The organism is Streptomyces sp. NPDC005866 (assembly GCF_040629895.1).
GTDB lineage: Bacteria > Actinomycetota > Actinomycetes > Streptomycetales > Streptomycetaceae > Streptomyces.
In genome coordinates this window covers 164,497-184,799 of sequence record NZ_JBEXWP010000007.1, presented here as the reverse complement: position 1 = coordinate 184,799, position 20,303 = coordinate 164,497, and the positions used below count along the sequence as shown (strand labels likewise).

14 protein-coding genes are annotated in these 20,303 nt (G+C 69.0%); 8 read left to right on the top strand and 6 right to left on the bottom strand.

Going from position 1 to position 20,303, the window contains the following annotated elements; translation table 11 throughout:
- Positions 1-41 precede the first annotated feature (41 nt).
- The 3 genes from glpK to ABZ396_RS13270 all read right to left on the bottom strand — a co-directional run bounded on the left by glpK (position 42) and on the right by ABZ396_RS13270 (position 3,581).
- Complete coding sequence (gene glpK, locus ABZ396_RS13280) at positions 42-1,580, bottom strand: glycerol kinase GlpK (protein WP_358915362.1); 1,539 nt, start codon at positions 1,578-1,580, stop codon at positions 42-44.
- Positions 1,581-1,644: 64 nt separating this feature from the next.
- Positions 1,645-2,439 carry an MIP/aquaporin family protein gene (locus ABZ396_RS13275; protein WP_358915360.1) on the bottom strand — a complete coding sequence of 265 codons (795 nt, stop codon included), beginning with the start codon at positions 2,437-2,439 and terminating at the stop codon, positions 1,645-1,647.
- A gap of 377 nt (positions 2,440-2,816) precedes the next feature.
- Positions 2,817-3,581 carry an IclR family transcriptional regulator gene (locus tag ABZ396_RS13270; protein WP_358915358.1) on the bottom strand — a complete coding sequence of 255 codons (765 nt, stop codon included), beginning with the start codon at positions 3,579-3,581 and terminating at the stop codon, positions 2,817-2,819.
- 364 nt (positions 3,582-3,945) lie between these two features.
- On the opposite strand from ABZ396_RS13270, the gene metH reads away from it, so the two are divergent.
- From metH to ABZ396_RS13255, 3 genes are all read left to right on the top strand, one after another.
- Positions 3,946-7,461, top strand: coding sequence for a methionine synthase (gene metH, locus ABZ396_RS13265; protein WP_358915356.1), 3,516 nt, complete (start codon positions 3,946-3,948; stop codon positions 7,459-7,461).
- Positions 7,462-7,598: 137 nt separating this feature from the next.
- On the top strand, positions 7,599-8,300 hold the full coding sequence (locus ABZ396_RS13260) for an HAD family phosphatase (protein WP_358915354.1): 702 nt from the start codon (positions 7,599-7,601) through the stop codon (positions 8,298-8,300).
- A gap of 423 nt (positions 8,301-8,723) precedes the next feature.
- Positions 8,724-10,328 (top strand): ABC transporter substrate-binding protein, encoded by a 1,605-nt coding sequence (locus ABZ396_RS13255; protein ID WP_358915352.1) that lies wholly within the window; start codon positions 8,724-8,726, stop codon positions 10,326-10,328.
- A gap of 91 nt (positions 10,329-10,419) precedes the next feature.
- On the opposite strand, the gene ABZ396_RS13250 is transcribed toward ABZ396_RS13255, so the two are convergent.
- Both ABZ396_RS13250 and ABZ396_RS13245 read right to left on the bottom strand, forming a co-directional pair.
- Positions 10,420-11,091 carry a response regulator transcription factor gene (locus ABZ396_RS13250; protein ID WP_020939010.1) on the bottom strand — a complete coding sequence of 224 codons (672 nt, stop codon included), beginning with the start codon at positions 11,089-11,091 and terminating at the stop codon, positions 10,420-10,422.
- Positions 11,092-11,106: 15 nt separating this feature from the next.
- Positions 11,107-12,048, bottom strand: coding sequence for a RecB family exonuclease (locus ABZ396_RS13245; protein ID WP_358915350.1), 942 nt, complete (start codon positions 12,046-12,048; stop codon positions 11,107-11,109).
- A 140-nt stretch (positions 12,049-12,188) separates the two neighbouring features.
- On the opposite strand from ABZ396_RS13245, the gene ABZ396_RS13240 reads away from it, so the two are divergent.
- The 3 genes from ABZ396_RS13240 (at position 12,189) to ABZ396_RS13230 (ending at position 15,759) form a co-directional block, all read left to right on the top strand.
- Positions 12,189-13,895, top strand: a complete 1,707-nt coding sequence (locus ABZ396_RS13240) for a site-2 protease family protein (protein ID WP_358915348.1) — start codon at positions 12,189-12,191, stop codon at positions 13,893-13,895.
- Positions 13,896-13,968: 73 nt separating this feature from the next.
- The gene (locus ABZ396_RS13235; protein WP_358915346.1) at positions 13,969-14,871 is read left to right on the top strand and encodes a tRNA (adenine-N1)-methyltransferase; all 903 of its coding nucleotides are present in this window, start codon (positions 13,969-13,971) and stop codon (positions 14,869-14,871) included.
- A 306-nt stretch (positions 14,872-15,177) separates the two neighbouring features.
- Positions 15,178-15,759 (top strand): hypothetical protein, encoded by a 582-nt coding sequence (locus ABZ396_RS13230; protein ID WP_358915344.1) that lies wholly within the window; start codon positions 15,178-15,180, stop codon positions 15,757-15,759.
- A gap of 46 nt (positions 15,760-15,805) precedes the next feature.
- Here the strand turns inward: ABZ396_RS13230 and ABZ396_RS13225 are convergent, their stop codons facing one another.
- On the bottom strand, positions 15,806-16,111 hold the full coding sequence (locus tag ABZ396_RS13225; protein WP_358915342.1) for a ferredoxin: 306 nt from the start codon (positions 16,109-16,111) through the stop codon (positions 15,806-15,808).
- 546 nt (positions 16,112-16,657) lie between these two features.
- Between ABZ396_RS13225 and arc the strand changes: the two genes are divergently transcribed.
- Positions 16,658-18,424: a proteasome ATPase gene (gene arc, locus ABZ396_RS13220; protein ID WP_358915340.1), complete on the top strand. Its 1,767-nt coding sequence runs from the start codon at positions 16,658-16,660 to the stop codon at positions 18,422-18,424.
- Between the two features lie 244 nt (positions 18,425-18,668).
- On the top strand, positions 18,669-20,180 hold the full coding sequence (gene dop, locus ABZ396_RS13215; RefSeq protein ID WP_358915338.1) for a depupylase/deamidase Dop: 1,512 nt from the start codon (positions 18,669-18,671) through the stop codon (positions 20,178-20,180).
- The last annotated feature ends 123 nt before the right edge of the window (positions 20,181-20,303 follow it).

Genomic DNA, 20,303 nt, shown 5'->3' with positions numbered 1-20,303 from the left:
CTCCTCGTCAGAGCTCGATCGTGAGAGCGTGTGCGCTCTCGTCAGCTCTCGTCGTCGATCCAGCCCATGGTCCGGTCGACGGCCTTGAGCCAGTTCTTGTACTCACGGTTGCGGGTCTCCGCGTCCATGTGGGGGGTCCACTCGGCGGCCCGGCGCCAGTTGGCGCGCAGTTCGTCGGTGCTGGACCAGAAGCCGACGGCGAGGCCGGCGGCGTAGGCGGCGCCGAGGCAGGTGGTCTCGGCGACCATCGGGCGCACCACGGGCGCGTCGAGGACGTCGGAGAGGATCTGCATCAGCAGGTTGTTGGCGGTCATGCCACCGTCGACCTTGAGCGTGACCAGCTCGTCGCCGGAGTCCTTGACCATGGCGTCGGCGATCTCGCGGGTCTGCCAGGCGGTGGCCTCGAGGACCGCGCGGGCCAGGTGCGCCTTGGTGACGTACCGGGTCAGGCCGGCGATCACACCGCGGGCGTCGGAGCGCCAGTGCGGGGCGAACAGACCGGAGAAGGCCGGCACGAAGTAGGCACCGCCGTTGTCCTCGACCGAGAGCGCGAGCGTCTCGATCTCGGCCGCGGTGGAGATCAGGCCCATCTGGTCGCGCATCCACTGCACCAGCGAGCCGGTGACGGCGATCGACCCCTCCAGCGCGTACACGGTCGGCTGGTCGCCGATCTTGTAGCCGACCGTGGTCAGCAGGCCCGCGTAGGAGTTGATGATCTTGTCGCCGGTGTTCATCACCATGAAGGTGCCGGTGCCGTAGGTGGACTTGGTCTCGCCCTCGGAGAAGCAGGTCTGGCCGAACAGGGCCGCCTGCTGGTCGCCGAGCGCGGAGGCGACCGGGATGCCGCCGAGCAGGTCGCCCAGCGGTCCGCCGGTGACCTCGCCGTAGATCTCGGCGGAGGAGTGGATCTCGGGCAGGATCTGCAGCGGCACACCGATGGACTCGGCGATCTTCGGGTCCCACTGCATGGTGTGCAGGTTCATCAACAGGGTGCGGGAGGCGTTGGTCACGTCGGTGACGTGCCTGCCGCCGTCGACGCCGCCGGTCAGGTTCCAGATGACCCAGCTGTCCATGGTGCCGAAGAGGATGTCGCCCGCCTCGGCGCGCTCCTTGAGGCCCTCGACGTTGTCGAGCAGCCAGCGCGCCTTGGGGCCGGCGAAGTAGGAGGCCAGCGGGAGGCCGGTCTCGCGGCGGAAGCGGTCCTGGCCGACGTTGCGCGCGAGTTCCCTGCAGAGAGTGTCGGTGCGGGTGTCCTGCCAGACGATGGCGTTGTGGACGGGCTCACCGGTGTTCTTGTCCCACAGCACGGTGGTCTCGCGCTGGTTGGTGATGCCGATGGCCTTGATGTCGTCGCGGGTGATGCCGGCCTTCTGGATGGCTCCGGCGACGACCTCCTGGACGTTGGTCCAGATCTCGTTGGCGTTGTGCTCGACCCAGCCCGGCTTCGGGAAGATCTGCTCGTGCTCCTTCTGGTCGACCGAGACGATACGGCCGTCCTTGTCGAAGACGATGCAGCGGCTGGAGGTCGTGCCCTGGTCGATCGCGGCGATGAAGGGTCCTGCGGTGTGAGCGTCGGTCACTGTGTGCTCCTCAAAGATCCGGGGTGTGTGGCGGTACGTCTGCTGCTTGAGCGGAGGTCTGCTTCTAAGCGAAAGCGACGTTGTAGATGCCTGCGGCTATTGCTCCGCCGATCAGCGGACCGACCACTGGGATCCAGGCGTAGCTCCAGTCGGAACCGCCCTTGTTGGGCAGGGGGAGGAGTGCGTGCACGATGCGCGGGCCGAGGTCACGGGCCGGGTTGATCGCGTAGCCCGTCGGGCCGCCCAGCGACAGACCGATGGAGACGACCACCAGCGCGGTGATCAGACCGCCCAGCACACCGAGGCCGTTGCCGTTGTCGTTGAGGCCCTGGGTGAGGACCGCCAGGATCAGCACGACGGTGCCGATGATCTCCGTGGCGAGGTTCTGCGCCACGTTCCGGATCTCGGGACCGGTGGAGAAGATGCCTAGGACCGGGCCGGCGCCCGACTCCTGGGCCTCGACGGCCTTGACCTCGGTGGCCTGGGCGCCCGGACCGCCGACGATCTCCTTGTCGGTCAGGTGCGCGTGGAACTGGCCGTAGTAGGCGGCCCACACCAGGGCCGCGCCGATCATCGCGCCGAGCAGCTGGCCGGCGAAGTAGACCGGAACATTGCTCCAGTCGCTGTTCTTGATCGCGAGGGCGACGGTGACAGCCGGGTTGAGGTGGGCACCGGACAGCGGTCCGGAGATGTAGACGGCCGTCAGGACGGCGAAGCCCCAACCGAAGGCGATGGCGAGCCAGCCGGCGTTACGGGCCTTGGAGGCCTTGAGTGTGACGGCGGCGCACACACCGCCGCCGAGCAGGATGAGTATGGCGGTACCGATGGTCTCGCCGATGAAGATGTCGGAGCTGGACACCCGCGACTCCTTTGTCCTTCGTCCAGGGAAGCCGAACCCCGAATCCCGTCGGGGTGTTGGCGCCCTCATTGGGTGAGAGCAAATCCGGCCCTTGGCGTTGTCACACCCTAGCGCGTATTGCCGGTAGGTGTTCGACAATGCCGACCGATGGACGGGAGTCTTGCTCCGGCGTTACGCGTGCGTCAAGAGTTCTATTCCTGAAAGCGCGATCGTTATCGATTGCCGTGGGTTGTCGATCTATGTCGGGGTCGTGTGCCGGATGGGCTGGATGGCGTCACTGAACTGCGGTTTTATCCTGCTTTATACATTTCAGAGTACGACTGAGGCCGGTTCGCCGACACGCGAACCGGCCTCGCCCGTCCGTCGGTGGCGGGCGGTCAGAACCGCCCGGCGCCCAGGTCCCGCGACACCGCGCGGGCGCAGTCCCGCACCGCGGCGATCAGCTCGGGCCGCAACTCGCCGTCCTGGCACAACCGTTCCACCGCGCCTGCGACGCCCACCGCGCCCACCGGCATGCGCCGCCGGTCGTGGATCGGCGCAGCGACCGACGCCACGCCCTCCCAGGTCTCCTCGACGTCCGCCGCGTACCCTCGCGCGCGCGTGATGTCGAGGATGTACTCGAAGGCGTCCGGATCGCAGGTCGTACGGTCCGTGAAGGGCTTGCGGTCGGCCTCCAGGGCCTCGCTGTGCGCCACCGGGTCGTAGGCCGAAAGGACCTTGCCGAGGGCCGTGGAGTGCAGCGGCTGCATCGCCCCGATCTCCAGCACCTGCCGGCTGTCGTCGGGCCGGAAGACGTGGTGCACGATCAGCACCCCCTGCTGGTGGACAACGCCCAGGTAGACGCTCTCCCCGCTGGACCGGGCCAGGTCGTCGGTCCACACCAGCGCCCGTGCCCGCAGCTCATGGACGTCCAGATAGGTGGTGCCGAGCCGCAGCAGCTCGGCGCCCAGCTGATAGCGCCCCGAGGCCTCGTCCTGCTCGACGAACCCCTCGTGCTGGAGGGTGCGCAGTATGCCGTGGGCGGTGCCTTTGGCCAGACCCAGTGACGAGGCGATGTCGGACAGGCCGAGCCGTCGCTCGCCGCCCGCGAGCAGCCGCAGCATCGCGGCCGCCCGTTCGAGCGACTGGATGTTCCGTGCCATCGCCGTCCTGCCCTCCGTCCCCTTGGACCCTCAGCGCCGACCGCGCAACTCGCCCGGCAACCTCGCGTAACCGCCGTTCGGCAATGCCGAACACTACCGGTCCATGCCGACTCTCCGCTAATGGTCGGTCGGCACCTGTCACATCACCCGTGGTCCGCGCTTGCCTCACGCATGGTCCGCGTGCGCCCTGCGGACTCCATGGCCGGCGATCCGATCCGCCCACCCGCCGTCTCACCCGTCCGGCACATGGACGCGCCCTGCCCATCCAAGCCCACACCCGGTTAGGCTGGCGCAGTGCGTCCATGCCCGGGCCCGGGCCGCAGGACCGCATAGCCGACAGCCGTCGCATCCAAGGGAGCCCTTCATGGCCTCGTTGCCGCCGTCCCCTTCCGCCGACAGCCGGACCCGGGTGTCCGCGCTCCGAGAGGCGCTCACCACGCGTGTGGTGGTCGCCGACGGAGCCATGGGCACCATGCTCCAGGCCCAGGACCCCACCCTCGACGACTTCCTGCAGCTCGAGGGCTGTAACGAGATCCTGAACCTGACCCGCCCCGACATCGTCCGCTCGGTGCACGAGGCGTACTTCGACGCGGGTGTGGACTGCGTCGAGACCAACACCTTCGGCGCCAACTACGCGGCGATGGCCGAGTACGACATCCCCGAACGCGTCTTCGAACTGTCCGAGGCGGGCGCCCGTATCGCCCGTGAGACCGCCGACGGCTATCTCGCCCGCGACGGCCGCCAGCGCTGGGTGCTCGGCTCCATCGGCCCCGGCACCAAGCTGCCCACCCTCGGTCACATCGGGTACACCACGATCCGCGACGCCTTCCAGCAGAACGCCGAGGGCCTCATCGCGGGCGGCGCGGACGCGCTGATCGTGGAGACCACCCAGGACCTCCTCCAGACCAAGGCGGCCGTGATCGGCGCCCACCGCGCCCGCGAGATCTCCGGCCTGGACGTCCCGATCGTCGTCTCCGTCACCGTCGAGACGACCGGCACCATGCTGCTGGGCTCCGAGATCGGCGCCGCGCTCACCGCGCTGGAGCCGCTCGGCATCGACATGATCGGCATGAACTGTGCCACGGGCCCCGCCGAGATGAGCGAGCACCTGCGCTATCTCTCCAGGCACTCCCGTATCGCGCTGTCCTGCATGCCCAACGCCGGCCTGCCCGTCCTCGGCAAGGACGGCGCCAGCTACCCGCTCACCCCCTCGGAGCTGGCCGACGCCCACGAGACCTTCGTACGGGACTACGGCCTCTCCCTCATCGGCGGCTGCTGCGGCACCACCCCCGAACACCTGCGCCAGGTCGTCGAGCGGGTCCGGGGCGTGACCCCGCCCGAGCGCAGCCCGCGCCCCGAGCCCGGCGCCGCCTCCCTCTACCAGACTGTCCCGTTCCGCCAGGACACCTCGTACCTGGCCATCGGCGAGCGCACCAACGCCAACGGTTCCAAGAAGTTCCGCGAGGCCATGCTGGAGGCCCGCTGGGACGACTGTGTGGAGATGGCCCGTGAGCAGATCCGCGAGGGCGCCCACATGCTGGACCTCTGCGTGGACTACGTCGGCCGGGACGGGGTCGCCGACATGCGGGAGCTGGCCGGCCGCTTCGCCACCGCCTCCACCCTGCCGATCGTCCTGGACTCCACCGAGGTCCCCGTCCTCCAGGCCGGCCTGGAGAAGCTCGGCGGCCGCGCGGTCATCAACTCCGTCAACTACGAGGACGGCGACGGCCCGGAGTCCCGCTTCGCGAAGGTCACCAAGCTCGCCCGTGAGCACGGCGCCGCGCTGATCGCGCTGACCATCGACGAGGAGGGCCAGGCCCGCACCCCGGAGAAGAAGGTCGAGATCGCCGAACGGCTGATCGAGGACCTGACGGGGAACTGGGGCATCCATGAGTCGGACATCCTCATCGACACCCTGACCTTCACCATCTGCACCGGCCAGGAGGAGTCCCGAAGGGACGGCATCGCCACCATCGAGGCGATCCGCGAACTCAAGCGCCGCCACCCGGACGTCCAGACCACCCTCGGCCTGTCCAACATCTCCTTCGGCCTCAACCCGGCCGCCCGCATCCTGCTGAACTCCGTCTTCCTCGACGAGTGCGTCAAGGCGGGCCTGGACTCGGCGATCGTGCACGCGAGCAAGATCCTGCCGATCGCCCGCTTCACCGAGGAGGAGGTCCAGACCGCCCTCGACCTCGTCTACGACCGCCGCACCGAGGGCTACGACCCGCTGCAGAAGCTGATGGCCCTCTTCGAGGGCGCCACCGCCAAGTCCCTGAAGGCCGGCCAGGCCGAGGAACTGGCCGCGCTTCCGCTGGAGGAGCGCCTCAAGCGCCGCATCATCGACGGCGAGAAGAACGGCCTGGAGGCCGACCTGGACGCGGCCCTCCAGGACCGCCCCGCCCTCGACATCGTCAACGAGACCCTCCTGGACGGCATGAAGGTCGTCGGTGAGCTGTTCGGCTCCGGCCAGATGCAGCTGCCGTTCGTCCTCCAGTCCGCCGAGGTCATGAAGACCGCCGTGGCCTATCTCGAACCGCACATGGAGAAGTCGGACGCCGAGGGCAAGGGCACCATCGTGCTGGCCACAGTGCGCGGCGACGTCCACGACATCGGCAAGAACCTCGTCGACATCATCCTGTCCAACAACGGCTACAACGTCGTCAACCTCGGCATCAAGCAGCCCGTCTCCGCGATCCTGGAGGCCGCCGACGAGCACCGGGCCGACGTCATCGGCATGTCCGGCCTGCTGGTCAAGTCCACGGTGATCATGAAGGAGAACCTGGAGGAGCTCAACCAGCGCGGCCTGGCGGCCAGTTACCCGGTGATCCTGGGCGGCGCCGCCCTTACCCGCGCCTATGTCGAGCAGGACCTGCACGAGATCTACGAGGGCGAGGTCCGCTACGCCCGTGACGCCTTCGAGGGCCTGCGTCTGATGGACGCGCTCATCGGCGTCAAGCGCGGAGTACCCGGCGCCAGCCTGCCGGAGCTGAAGCAGCGCCGGGTGCGGCAGACCGCCACCGCCGAGGTCGAGGAGCGGCCCGAGGAGGGCCATGTCCGCTCCGACGTCGCGGTCGACAACCCGGTTCCCACACCGCCGTTCTGGGACACCCGCGTCATCAAGGGCATCCAGCTCAAGGAGTACGCGAGCTGGCTGGACGAGGGCGCCCTCTTCAAGGGCCAGTGGGGTCTCAAGGAGGCCCGCACCGGCGACGGACCGTCGTACGAGGAACTCGTCGAGACCGACGGCCGCCCCCGGCTGCGCGGTCTCCTGGACAGGCTCCAGACCGAGAACCTGCTGGAAGCGGCCGTCGTCTACGGCTACTTCCCCTGTGTCTCCAAGGACGACGACCTGATCATCCTGGACGAACGCGGAAACGAGCGCACCCGGTTCACCTTCCCCCGCCAGCGCCGTGGCCGCCGGCTGTGCCTCGCCGACTTCTTCCGCCCGGAGGAGTCGGGGGAGACGGACGTGGTCGGCCTCCAGGTCGTCACCGTCGGCTCCCGCATCGGTGAGGAGACCGCCAAGCTCTTCGAGGCCAACTCCTACCGCGACTACCTCGAACTGCACGGCCTGTCCGTCCAGTTGGCCGAGGCCCTCGCCGAGTACTGGCACGCGCGCGTCCGTTCGGAGCTGGGCTTCGCCGGCGAGGACCCCGGCGACGTCGAGGACATGTTCGCCCTGAAGTACCGGGGCGCCCGCTTCTCCCTCGGCTACGGCGCCTGCCCCAACCTGGAGGACCGCGCCAAGATCGCCGACCTGCTGCAGCCCGAGCGGATCGGCGTCCGGCTGTCCGAGGAGTTCCAGCTGCACCCCGAGCAGTCCACGGACGCCATCGTGATCCATCACCCGGAGGCGAAGTACTTCAACGCCCGCTGAGCCGTATGTGTGCCGTGCGACGCCGAGACGCGTGCCACACAGCACACTGATCGGATAAGTCGTACACTGGTCGGTCCACAGCAGGCCGGTTCCCGGTATGGGAACCGGCCTGGTCGTCCCTCAAGGAGGTGCGCCGGATGACCAGCACGGTCCCCGCGCTCGGAACCCGTACGGCGGAAGGCTCGGCGCTTCAGGCGGTGCTCCTCGACATGGACGGCACTCTGGTGGACACCGAGGGCTTCTGGTGGGACGTCGAGGTCGAGGTCTTCGCCCGCCTCGGCCACACCCTCGACGAGTCCTGGCGCCATGTGGTGGTCGGCGGCCCCATGACCCGCAGCGCCGGGTTCCTCATCGAGGCCACCGGCGCGGCCATCACGCTCGTCGAACTCAGTGTGCTGCTCAACGACGGCTTCGAGCAGCGCATCGGCACCGCCTTGCCGCTGATGCCGGGCGCCAAGAGGCTGCTCGCCGAACTCCACGAGCAGCAGATCCCCACCGCCCTGGTCTCCGCCTCGCACCGGCGCATCATCGACCGCGTCCTGACCTCACTGGGCGCCCATCACTTCACCCTGTCCATCGCCGGCGACGAGGTCTCCCGCACCAAGCCCTATCCGGACCCGTATCTGCTCGCCGCCGCCGGTCTCGGGGTCGATCCTGCCAGGTGCGCGGTCGTCGAGGACACCGCGACCGGGGTCGCCGCAGCCGAGGCAGCCGGCTGCCAGGTGGTCGCCGTACCGTCCGTCGCACCCATCGCCCCGGCCGAGCGGCGCACCGTGGTCGCCTCCCTGGAAGAGGTCGACCTGGCCTTTCTGCGCGGACTGATGACGGAAATGCGCTAGCCGTTCACCCAGCGTGCGAAGAGCATTGGGTGAAATCCAGGCGGAGGTCATTCAACGGAATTCGCAACTGTTCAACCGGCTGAATTCCCATACCCGTCGCCCCGATCAGGCGTGTGATGTTCCCCACGCGCGAGATGCTCGACAACGTTGCCCGGGTGTGCCGCTGACGCCCGATCATAGGGAATCCGGGCGCCCTTGTGTCCCGATTGGGGAGAGGCTGCACTAATCCTGCCGCTGTCGGGTTTTCGGTGTGTCCGCGGCCGGTTTCACTGCGTGATGGGACCTCAACTCACGCGCCTGTGAACCCTCCTGCGGGCGCGGACTAACCTCGTCGCGAGAACATCGCCGTTACCCCGCGTGATCCGCATCGACACCCCTGCATGCCGGATACACGGACTCGAACAGCTCTGGAGAACTTCGAGCATGAACCGCAAGACTTTGGTGCTGCCGGCCGTGGTCGGCCTGCTCACTCCGGTTCTCGCCGCGTGCGGTGGATCCAACAGTGGGAGCAACAGTGACGGCTCGATCGTCGTCGGCACCACCGACCGGTTCACCGCCACGAAGGAAGACCCGGCGCCGGTCGACCCCGCCTACGCCTACGATGTCGGCACCTGGAACATCCTGCGTCAGACAGTGCAGACCCTCATGACGCAGCCCAAGGGCGAGGGCGATCCGGTCCCGGACGCCGCCGAGAGCTGCTCCTTCACCGACAGCGGCAGTGAGCGCTACGCCTGCAAGCTGCGCGAGGGCCTGAAGTTCTCCGACGGCCAGGCTGTCACCGCCGCGGACGTCAAGTACTCCATCGAGCGGGCCCTGCGCATCAAGGCCGACAGCGGTGTTTTCGCCCTCCTCTCGAACATCGACACCATCGAGACCCAGGGCGACCGCGAGGTCATCTTCCACCTCAAGTCGGCCGACGCCACCTTCCCTTACAAGCTGTCCACTCCGGTCGCGGGCATCGTGAACCCCAAGGACTACGAGAAGGACAAGCTCCGCGACGGCTTCGCCGTCGACGGCTCCGGCCCCTACACCTTGAAGGCCGACGTCAACAACGACGCGGCCGACTCCCTCACCTTCACCAAGAACCCCGACTACAAGGGTGCCGTGACGGTGAACAACGCTCAGGTCGTCATGCGCTCCTACGACGACGCGAACGCCATGGGCACCGCGATCGACAAGGGCGACATCGACGTGATGACCCGCACCATGTCGCCGTCCCAGATCAACAAGCTCGACGCCGGCAGCGACGCCAACGTCGACCTCGTCGAGATGCCCGGGCTGGAGATCCGCTACCTCGGCTTCGACACCGCGGCGCCCACGGTCAAGTCCAAGGCCGTGCGCCAGGCGATGGCCCAGATCATCGACCGCGCCGGACTCGTCGCCAAGGTCTACGGCTCCCAGGCCGAGCCGCTGTACTCGCTGGTCCCGGCCTCCGTGACCGGCCACTCCAACTCCTTCTTCAACAAGTACGGCGACCCCAGCGTCGCCAAGGCCAAGAGCCTGCTGACCGCGGCGAACATCACCACTCCCGTGAAGCTGACGCTGCACTACACGACCGACCACTACGGCTCCGCCACCAAGGAGGAGTTCGAGGTCCTGAAGAAGCAGCTCAACGACAGCGGCCTGTTCGACGTCAGCATCGAGGGCACCGCCTGGGTGACGTACCAGACCGCCGAGCGCAAGCAGGAGTACGACGTCTACGGCATGGGCTGGTTCCCCGACTTCCCGGACGCCGACAACTTCCTCGCGCCGTTCCTCGACAAGAACAACTTCCTCGGCTCGCCCTACGCCAACGGCAAGATCATCAACACGCTGATCCCGGCGTCCCGCCGCGAGGCCGACCGGCTCAGCGCCTCCAACAGCCTGACCGACATCCAGGACATCGTCGCCGACGACGTCCCGGTGCTGCCGCTGTGGCAGGGCAAGCAGTACGTCGCCGCCCGCAACGACGTCACCGGCGTCGCCTACGCCCTCAACTCCTCCGCCACGCTCCAGCTGTGGGAGCTGGGACGCGGTGCCAGCAGCTGACGCCCAGTCAGACGACGGGAAGGGCGCCCCACTCGGTGGAGTGGGGCGCCCTTCCCGTCGTAGCGCGTCCTGCTGGGCGTCGTAGCGGGTTCTACTGGGCGCCGGGACGCACCAGGCCGCTCTCGTACGCGTACACCGCCGCCTGCACCCGGTCCCGCAGCCCCAGCTTGGTCAGCACATGCCCCACATGAGTCTTCACCGTGGTCTCGCTGACGAACAGGTCGGCGGCGATCTCCGCGTTCGACAGCCCCCGCGCGACCAGCTTCAGCACCTCCACCTCGCGGTCGGTGAGCGTGTGCAGGGTGTCCGGCACCGGCTCCTCACCGGACGGCAGATGTGTGGCGTACTTGTCGAGCAGCCGGCGCGTGATGCTCGGCGCCAGCATCGCCTCGCCGCCCGCCACCACCCGGATCGCCTGCACCAGCTCATTGGCCGGGGCGTCCTTCAGCAGGAAGCCGCTGGCGCCCGCGCGCAGCGCCTCCACCACGTACTCGTCGAGATCGAACGTGGTCAGCACCAGCACCTTCGCCGGTCCGTCCCGGCCGGGCCCGGTGATCTGCCGGGTCGCCTCCACGCCGTCCATCCGAGGCATCCGGATGTCCATCAGCACCACATCGGGCTGGAGGGCGCGCACCTGGTCGAGAGCCTGAAGGCCGTCTCCGGCCTCGCCCACGACCGCGATGTCCTGCTCGGCCTCCAGGATCATCCGGAACCCGGTTCGCAGCAGCGGCTGGTCGTCGACCAGTAGGACGCGGATGGCCACGGTGAGTCTCCTTAGCTAGTCCGCGCTCATTCTGCCCTGCGCGAGGTCCCCGGATTCGACCGGCCTCACCGGCAGCGGGTACGGCGGGGGAGTGCCGCCGAACTCCGGGCAGTGCGCCTGGTGGTCGCACCAGCCGCACAGCTTCGTCGGACGCGGCCGCCAGTCCCCGGACTCCGTCGCCTGCCGGATCGCCTCCCACAGCGCGAGCAGCTTGCGCTCCACCCGCTCCAGATCGGCGAGCACCGGGTCGTACGTCAGCACATCACCGCTGCCGAGATAGACCAACTGCAGCCGCCTCGGCACCACGCTCTTCAGCCGCCATACCACCAGGGCGTAGAACTTCATCTGGAACAGCGCGCCCTCGGCGTACTCCTGCCGGGGCGCCTTGCCGGTCTTGTAGTCGACGATCCGCACCTCACCCGTCGGCGCCACGTCGACCCGGTCGATGATCCCGCGCAGCCGCAGCCCCGAGTCCAGCTCGGTCTCGACGAACAGCTCCCGCTCCACCGGCTCCAGCCGGGACGGATCCTCCAGCGTGAACCAGCGCTCGACGAGCTGCTCCGCCTCACCCAGCCAGCGTGCCAGCCGTTCGCCCTCCGGATCGTCCGCGAACAGCTCACCGACCTCCGGCCTGCTCTCCCGCAGCCGGTCCCACTGCCCCGGAATCAGCGACTTGGCCCGCGGCGCCGTCCGCTCCGGGGCGGGCGCGTCGAAGAGCCGCTCCAGGACCGCGTGCACCAGGGTGCCCCGGGTCGCCGCCTCGCTCGGCTTCTCCGGCAGCCGGTCGATGACCCGGAACCGGTACAGCAACGGACACTGCATGAAGTCACTGGCCCGCGAGGGCGACAGCGAGGCGGGCGGCCCGCCTGCCGTCGCCTGCACCGCCGTGACCGGCCCTTCCCCCTGCGCGGCGTCCGCGCCCTGAGGCCGCGAGGCGTCCTCGATGCTGCTCTCCATGACCACAGACCATACGGCCCGCCACTGACAGTCACCCAACCCGCACGACGCCCCGGCCAACACAAAGGGTGCCGGGGCGAAACGCGCCACGACGGCCGCATACCATCGACCAGAGACGATGCTTCTAACGAGGGGACACCGTGGACGTGAGCGGCGGGAGCGGGCAGCCCCGGTCGGACGACGCCGAACCGACCGAGCACCCCGCAGGTCCTACGGCCCCGACCAACGACGGAGGCCCGGACCCCACCGACGCCCCGACGGCGGGCCCCGGCCGGGCCGGGACATCCACCGACAGCGGGAAACCGGCGCCGGAACCCGAGCCGTCCCCGGAGACGCCCGCGCCGGAGAACGAGAACGCCCAGACACCTCCCGGGCCATCGACCGAACCACCGGCCTGTGGCCCCGGCGGGACCGGTGCCTCCCGACCTGAGGAGACCGGCGCCTCCGGCCCCGACGAGGACGACGGGACCGGTGCCTCGGGGCCCGACGAGGTCCCTCCCTCCGCCGCCGACGAGTCCATGGCCCCCGAGTCCCGCCCGGAAGCGGCCCCAGAGCGCACCCCGGAGCCCACCCCGCGCCCCGCCCCGGTCGCCGCGGCCCGCAAGGACTCGCCCTCCGGAGCCCCGGAGGAGACCGACAACCGCGCCCACGCGCACTCCGGCATGGCCAAGGGGCGGCCGCCGAAGCGGCCCAGGGAACCCGGCGGCGGGCTGCTCATGGGGCGGCCCTTCGGCGTACCCGTGTACGTCGCCCCCAGCTGGTTCGTCGTCGCCGCGCTGATCACCTGGGTCTTCGGCGGCCAGCTCGACCGCGTGCTGCCCGGACTCGGCGCCGCCCGCTACCTCGTCTCACTCTTCTTCGCGATCGCCTTCTACGCCTCCGTCCTGGTCCACGAACTCGCCCACACGGTCGCCGCGATCCGCTTCAAACTCCCCGTCCGCCGCATCCAGCTCCAGTTCTTCGGCGGCGTCTCCGAGATCGAGAAGGAGGCCGAGACCCCCGGACGGGAGTTCGTGCTGGCCTTCGTCGGCCCGCTGCTCTCCCTCGTCCTCTCCGGCCTCTTCTACCTCGCCATGCAGCCCGTCGAACCCGGCACCGTCCCAGGCGTCCTGCTGGCCGGCCTGATGGTCTCCAACCTCATCGTGGCCGTCTTCAACCTCCTGCCCGGCCTGCCCCTCGACGGAGGCCGGATGCTCCGCGCCGTCGTCTGGAAGATCACCGGCAGACCCATGAGCGGCACCATCGCCGCCGCCTGGGTCGGCCGCGCCCTAGCAGTCTCCGTCCTGATCGGTCTGCCGCTGCTCAACTACTCGGGCGTCTTCGGCGGCGGCACCGCGAACGCCAACGGCATGGACGCCCTCACCGACGGCCTGCTCGCCGCCGTCCTCGCCGCGATCATCTGGACCGGCGCCGGCAACAGCCTGCGCATGGCAAGGCTGCGCGAACACCTCCCGGAGCTGCGTGCCCGCACCCTCACCCGCCGTGCCGTCCCCGTCGAGACCGAGACGCCTCTGTCCGAGGCCCTGCGCCGCGCCAACGCCGCCGGGGCCCGCGCCCTGGTCGTCGTCGACGCCGACGGCACCCCCCTCTCCCTGGTCCGCGAGGCCGCCATCGTCGGAGTACCCGAGCACCGCCGGCCCTGGGTCGCCGTCAGCGGCCTCGCCCAGGAACTCACCGACGGCATGCGCGTCTCCGCGGAACTGGCGGGCGAGGACCTCCTCGACGTCCTCCGTGCCACCCCCGCCACCGAGTACCTGGTGGTGGAGGAGACCGGCGAGATCTACGGCGTCCTGTCGGCGGCGGACGTCGAGCGCGCCTTCGTGCGGGCCATGGCCCGCCCCAGCTGAGAGCGGCAGCGGGCTCGCAGAACCAGCGTTCCCCGTGGTCGGTGGCCTTCACAAACCCCGGTAGGCTGTTCACATGTCCGAACCGACCGGTGCCGCCCGCAGGCGCGGGCCCTTCAAGGTCGGGGACCAGGTTCAGCTGACCGACCCCAAGGGCCGCCACTACACGTTCACGCTCGAAGCCGGGAAGAATTTCCACACCCACAAGGGCTCCTTCCCGCACGACGAACTGATCGGCGCTCCCGAGGGCAGTGTTGTCCGCACCACCGGCAACGTCGCCTACCTCGCGCTGCGCCCCCTGCTCCCCGACTACGTCCTGTCCATGCCCCGCGGGGCAGCCGTCGTCTATCCCAAGGACGCGGGGCAGATCCTCTCCTTCGCCGACATCTTCCCCGGCGCCCGCGTCGTCGAGGCCGGCGTCGGCTCCGGCTCGCTCAGCAGCTTCCTGCTGCGGGCCATCGGCGACCAGGGCATGCTGCACAGCTACGAGCGCCGCGCGGACTTCGCCGAGATCGCCCAGCAGAACGTGGAACGCTACTTCGGCGGCCCGCACCCCGCCTGGCAGCTCACCGTCGGCGACCTCCAGGACAACCTGTCGGACACCGACGTCGACCGTGTCATCCTCGACATGCTCGCCCCCTGGGAGTGCCTGGAGGCCGTCTCCAAGGCGCTCGTGCCCGGCGGCATCCTGTGCTGCTACGTCGCCACCACCACCCAGCTCGCGCGGACCGTCGAGTCCATCCGCGAGATCGGCTGCTTCAACGAGCCGACCTCCTGGGAGACGATGATCCGCAACTGGCACGTGGAAGGCCTCGCCGTCCGCCCCGACCACCGGATGATCGGCCACACCGGCTTCCTGCTCACCGCCCGCCGCCTCGCCGACGGCGTCGAGCCCCCCATGCGCCGCCGCCGCCCCGCCAAGGGCGCCTACGGCGAGGACTACGACGGCCCCAACGCCGACGGCGGCACCGGCCGCTGAGCCGTCCCGTCGTCGTCCGTCGCCGCGTCAACGTACGAGCGCCGCTGCCGAGTTCCCCGACCCGACGGGAGCCCCGCAGCGGCGCTCACGCGTTGACACGACAAGGCGTCGGCGCGGCACACGAGTTGTCCAGCCGGACCCCCGGCCCCCGGACACGCGGGGCCCACCACCGGCACAGCCCCACTCCACTCCACCCCACCTCCCCCCCCGTCGCGGAAGCCCACCCCCGCCGTTCCCACCCACTGTGACGTGTGGCACTATGCAGGCCATCCCCCACCGGCACAGGCCTCGCAGGAGACACTCCTAGTGCAGCAATCCGTGGTCCCGGAGCTCGCTCACACCGACACCCGCCCCATGCACTGGCTCGCCACCGCCACTGCCCTGACCGGCGTTGTCGCCCTGTCATCCCTCTTCCAGCCGGGCGCGGCCAAAGCCGCCCAGCCCACCGCCGGCACCGAGGCCAAGCCCGCCCCCGCGGCCACCGCGCCGCCCAGCACCACCGGCGTGGACTTCCCCCTCGACTGCGGCCCCGTGAAAGAGAGGGTCGTCAAGAAAGCCACCGGCGACCTCGACGGCGACGGCAGACCGGAAACCGTGGCGGTGGTCCACTGCGACTCGGCCATGGGCACCCCGCCCGACGGCGTCTACGTCCTCACCCAGGCCGCCGACGCCACCCGCCCCCGCGTCGTCGCCACCCTCGTCGATCCCAAGGACCGGCTCACCGTCACCGACTTCACCGTCGCCGCCAAAACGGTCACCGCGACCCTGCTCGGCTATTCCTCGGACAATGTGCCCAGTTGCTGTCCGGACGTGAAGACCGGCGCCACCTGGCAGTGGAACGGCCACACCTTCGTCCGCTCCACCCCCGCGGCCACCCACAGCGTCTGACCACCGCACCGGCACGACCCACAGGCCACGCGGGGTGGCCGGAAAGTCACTCCGCGTCCGGCCCGTGGACCTCGACCCGGTCCGTGACCCGGCGCACATGAATGCACTCGCCCGGACACTCCCGCGCCGAATCCACCACATCCGTGAGCAGCGGCAACGGCACCGGGACGGTCGCCCCCTTCGCCTGCAGCAGCTCGTCGTCCACGCCCTTCACATAGGCCAGGCCGTCGATGTCCAGCTCGAACACCTCCGGGGCGTACTGGGCACAGATTCCGTCGCCCGTACAAAGATCCTGGTCGATCCAGACCTCAAGCGCCTCCGCGCCGGCCAGGGCCTCCTGCTGCACGGTCATCTCTCCTGCCGTAGAAAGCGCCGGACAGCCGGACCCGGCGGTCACCCGGTCCCGCCCCGGCGGGTGTTGAACTCCTTCGACCCTACCCCCGCCCGAACCGCCCCCGGCCGTGCCCTCCACCCGTGCCCTCCACCCGCGCACCGACCCATGTCCGGCGCCCTCCGCCCGCGTACACGGCGCACCGGGCCGCGCGAGACGACGGCGCTCGGCCACCGGATCGATCGACTTGAGCCACCCCGCGGCCCATGGCCGCGATCACGCACACCACCCGACTGATTGCTCTGTGTAAGGGATGCCTCACTGGGGCACAACCCCTGAAAGACATCGAAGCGGACAACTCCGGTCAGTCACGAAGGGTTTTGACCGGCCCAGGCCTGGAACACGCAGCTTCTGAATCGCGTTGAGTGGGTATTCACCGGGCACGGGGGAGAAGCGATGGGTGACCGACGACACACCTTGACAGTCTTGGTGATCTAGGGGTTTCAATCGACACCCACCCAGGTAGGGTCTGGAAGCGTCCAGCTCCCCTTGGAGGAGGTGAGGACCGTGGCAGCCCACGACGACGACATGAACCGCGGCATCCGCCCGGGACGAGGGTCCGACGACCCGGCCGGGCAGATTGCCTATCTTGAGCAGGAGATCGCCGTCCTGCGACGCAAGCTCGCCGACTCTCCGCGGCACACGAGGATTCTCGAAGAGCGGATCGTCGAGCTGCAGACGAACCTGGCCGGCGTGTCCGCCCAGAACGAGAGACTCGCGAACACCCTCCGCGAGGCCCGCGACCAGATCGTGGCCCTCAAGGAGGAAGTCGACCGACTCGCACAGCCGCCGGCAGGCTTCGGTGTCTTCCTGCAAGCCATCGAGGACGGCACCGCAGACATCTTCACCGGCGGCCGCAAACTGCGGGTGAACGTCAGTCCAAGCGTCGACCTGGACGCCCTCAGGCGCGGCCAGGAAGTCATGCTCAACGAAGCGCTCAACGTGGTCGAGGCCATGGAGTACGAGCGCGTCGGCGACATCGTCACCCTCAAGGAGATCCTGGAGGACGGCGAACGCGCCCTGGTGCTGGGGCACACCGACGAGGAACGGGTGGTACGGCTCGCCGAGCCACTGCTGGACGTCACCATCCGGCCCGGCGACGCCCTCCTGCTCGAACCCCGCTCCGGCTACGTCTACGAAGTCGTGCCCAAGAGCGAGGTCGAGGAACTCGTCCTCGAAGAAGTACCCGACATCGGCTACGACCAGATCGGCGGCCTCGGCAACCAGATCGAGGCCATCCGCGACGCGGTCGAGCTGCCGTACCTCTACCCGGACCTGTTCAAGGAGCACGAACTGCGCCCGCCCAAGGGTGTCCTGCTCTACGGGCCTCCCGGATGCGGCAAGACGCTCATCGCCAAGGCCGTCGCCAACTCGCTGGCCAAGAAGGTCGCCGAGGTCACCGGCCAGGCCACAGGCAAGAGCTTCTTCCTCAACATCAAGGGCCCCGAGCTCCTGAACAAGTACGTCGGCGAGACCGAGCGGCAGATCCGCCTCGTCTTCCAGCGTGCGCGCGAGAAGGCCAGCGAGGGCACCCCCGTCATCGTCTTCTTCGACGAGATGGAGTCCCTCTTCCGCACCCGGGGCTCCGGCGTCAGCTCGGACGTGGAGAACACCATCGTCCCCCAGCTGCTCGCCGAGATCGACGGTGTCGAAGGCCTGACTAACGTGGTCGTCATCGGCGCCTCCAACCGCGAGGACATGATCGACCCCGCCATCCTGCGCCCCGGCCGCCTCGACGTGAAGATCAAGATCGAGCGCCCGGACGCCGAGGCAGCCAAGGACATCTTCGGCAAGTACCTCACCGAGCGCCTTCCCCTGCACGCCGACGACGTCGGCGAGCACGACGGCAGCAAGGCCACCACCGTCGCCAGCATGATCCAGACGGCCGTGGAACACATGTACACCGAATCCGAGGAAAACCGCTTCCTGGAGGTCACCTACGCCAACGGCGACAAGGAAGTCCTCTATTTCAAGGACTTCAACTCCGGCGCGATGATCGAAAACATCGTCGGACGCGCCAAGAAGATGGCGATCAAGGACTTCCTCGAGCACAAGCAGAAGGGCCTCCGCGTCTCCCACCTCCTCCAGGCCTGCGTGGACGAGTTCAAGGAGAACGAGGACCTGCCCAACACCACCAACCCCGACGACTGGGCCCGAATCTCCGGAAAGAAGGGCGAACGGATCGTCTACATCCGTACCCTCATCACCGGAAAGCAGGGCGCGGACACCGGGCGCTCCATCGACACGGTGGCAAACACCGGGCAGTACCTGTAAGACACAGGGCGGCTGCGGGTGCCCCCACCGGGTACCCGCAGCCGACTGTTTTTCCGGCCAAAACCGGAACCGAGGCGAGCAAGGCAATGACGCAAATGATCTCCCCACCAGCGCAAAGGCGTTCTAGGCTCTTTCCTACCGCCGAGTCGCGCAGTGCGGGGACGGGCACCGCACACGCACCGGAGCGCCAGCGGTACGCGAGCGGAGCCCACGACAGAGGGCTCCGCCGGGCAAGGAGGGCCGCATGACCGTACGGCGAGTAATGGGCATCGAGACGGAGTACGGCATCTCCGTCCCCGGCCACCCCAATGCCAATGCCATGCTCACCTCGTCCCAGATCGTCAACGCCTACGCGGCGGCGATGCACCGGGCCCGCCGTGCCCGCTGGGACTTCGAGGAGGAGAACCCGCTGCGGGACGCCCGAGGCTTCGACCTCGCCCGCGAGGCCGCCGACGCCAGCCAGCTCACCGACGAGGACATCGGCCTCGCCAACGTCATCCTCACCAACGGTGCCCGCCTCTACGTGGACCACGCCCACCCCGAGTACAGCGCCCCGGAGGTCACCAACCCCCGTGACGCCGTCCTCTGGGACAAGGCCGGCGAACGCATCATGGCCGAGGCCGCCGACCGAGCCGCCCAGCTCCCCGGCGCCCAGCCCATCCACCTCTACAAGAACAACACCGACAACAAGGGCGCCTCCTACGGGACGCACGAGAACTACCTGATGAAGCGGGAAACCCCCTTCTCCGACATCGTGCGCCACCTCACGCCCTTCTTCGTCTCCCGCCAGGTCGTCACCGGCGCCGGCCGCGTCGGCATCGGCCAGGACGGCCACGAACACGGCTTCCAGCTCAGCCAGCGGGCGGACTACTTCGAGGTCGAGGTCGGCCTGGAGACGACCCTCAAGCGCCCCATCATCAACACGCGCGACGAGCCGCACGCGGATGCCGAGAAGTACCGCCGGCTGCATGTGATCATCGGCGACGCGAACCTGTCGGAGATCTCGACGTATCTGAAGCTCGGGACCACGGCCCTGGTCCTCTCGATGATCGAGGACGGCTTCATCGCGGTCGACCTGGCCGTCGACCAGCCGGTACGGACTCTCCACCAGGTCTCCCACGACCCCACCCTCCAGCGACTCGTCACCCTCCGCAGCGGCCGCACACTCACCGCAGTCCAGCTCCAGATGGAGTACTACGAGCTCTCGCGCAAATACGTCGAGGAGCGCTACGGCGCCGACGCCGACGAACAGACCAGGGACGTCCTGACGCGCTGGGAGGACACCCTCAACCGCCTGGAGAACGACCCCATGAGCCTCGCGGGCGAACTCGACTGGGTGGCCAAGAAGGAGCTCATGGAGGGCTACCGCCGCCGCGACGACCTCGACTGGGACGCCGCCAAGCTCCACCTCCTCGACCTCCAGTACGCCGACGTACGGGCCGAGAAGGGCCTGTACAACCGCCTCGCGGCCCGCGGGCGCATGAAGCGGCTCCTGGCCGAGGCCGACGTCGAGAAGGCCCGCACGAGCCCGCCGGAGGACACCCGGGCGTACTTCCGCGGCCGCTGCCTGGAGCAGTACGCCGACGACGTCGCCGCCGCCAGCTGGGACTCGGTCATCTTCGACCTCCCGGGCCGGGACAGCCTCCAGCGCGTCCCAACCCTGGAACCACTACGCGGAACGCGAAATCACGTCAAGGAGCTCCTGGACCGCTGCCGCACCGCAGAAGACCTGGTCAAGGTCCTCTCCGGCGGCTGAACGGGTGCTCGGGCCGCACCGGGCGGCCGGGGTCAAAATCCCGCCGCCCGGGAATCATCGAGGTGGCCCCCGTAGGTTGGAGAAACTGCGGGGCCGATGTCGGACCCGGCTTGTAGGGTCTGA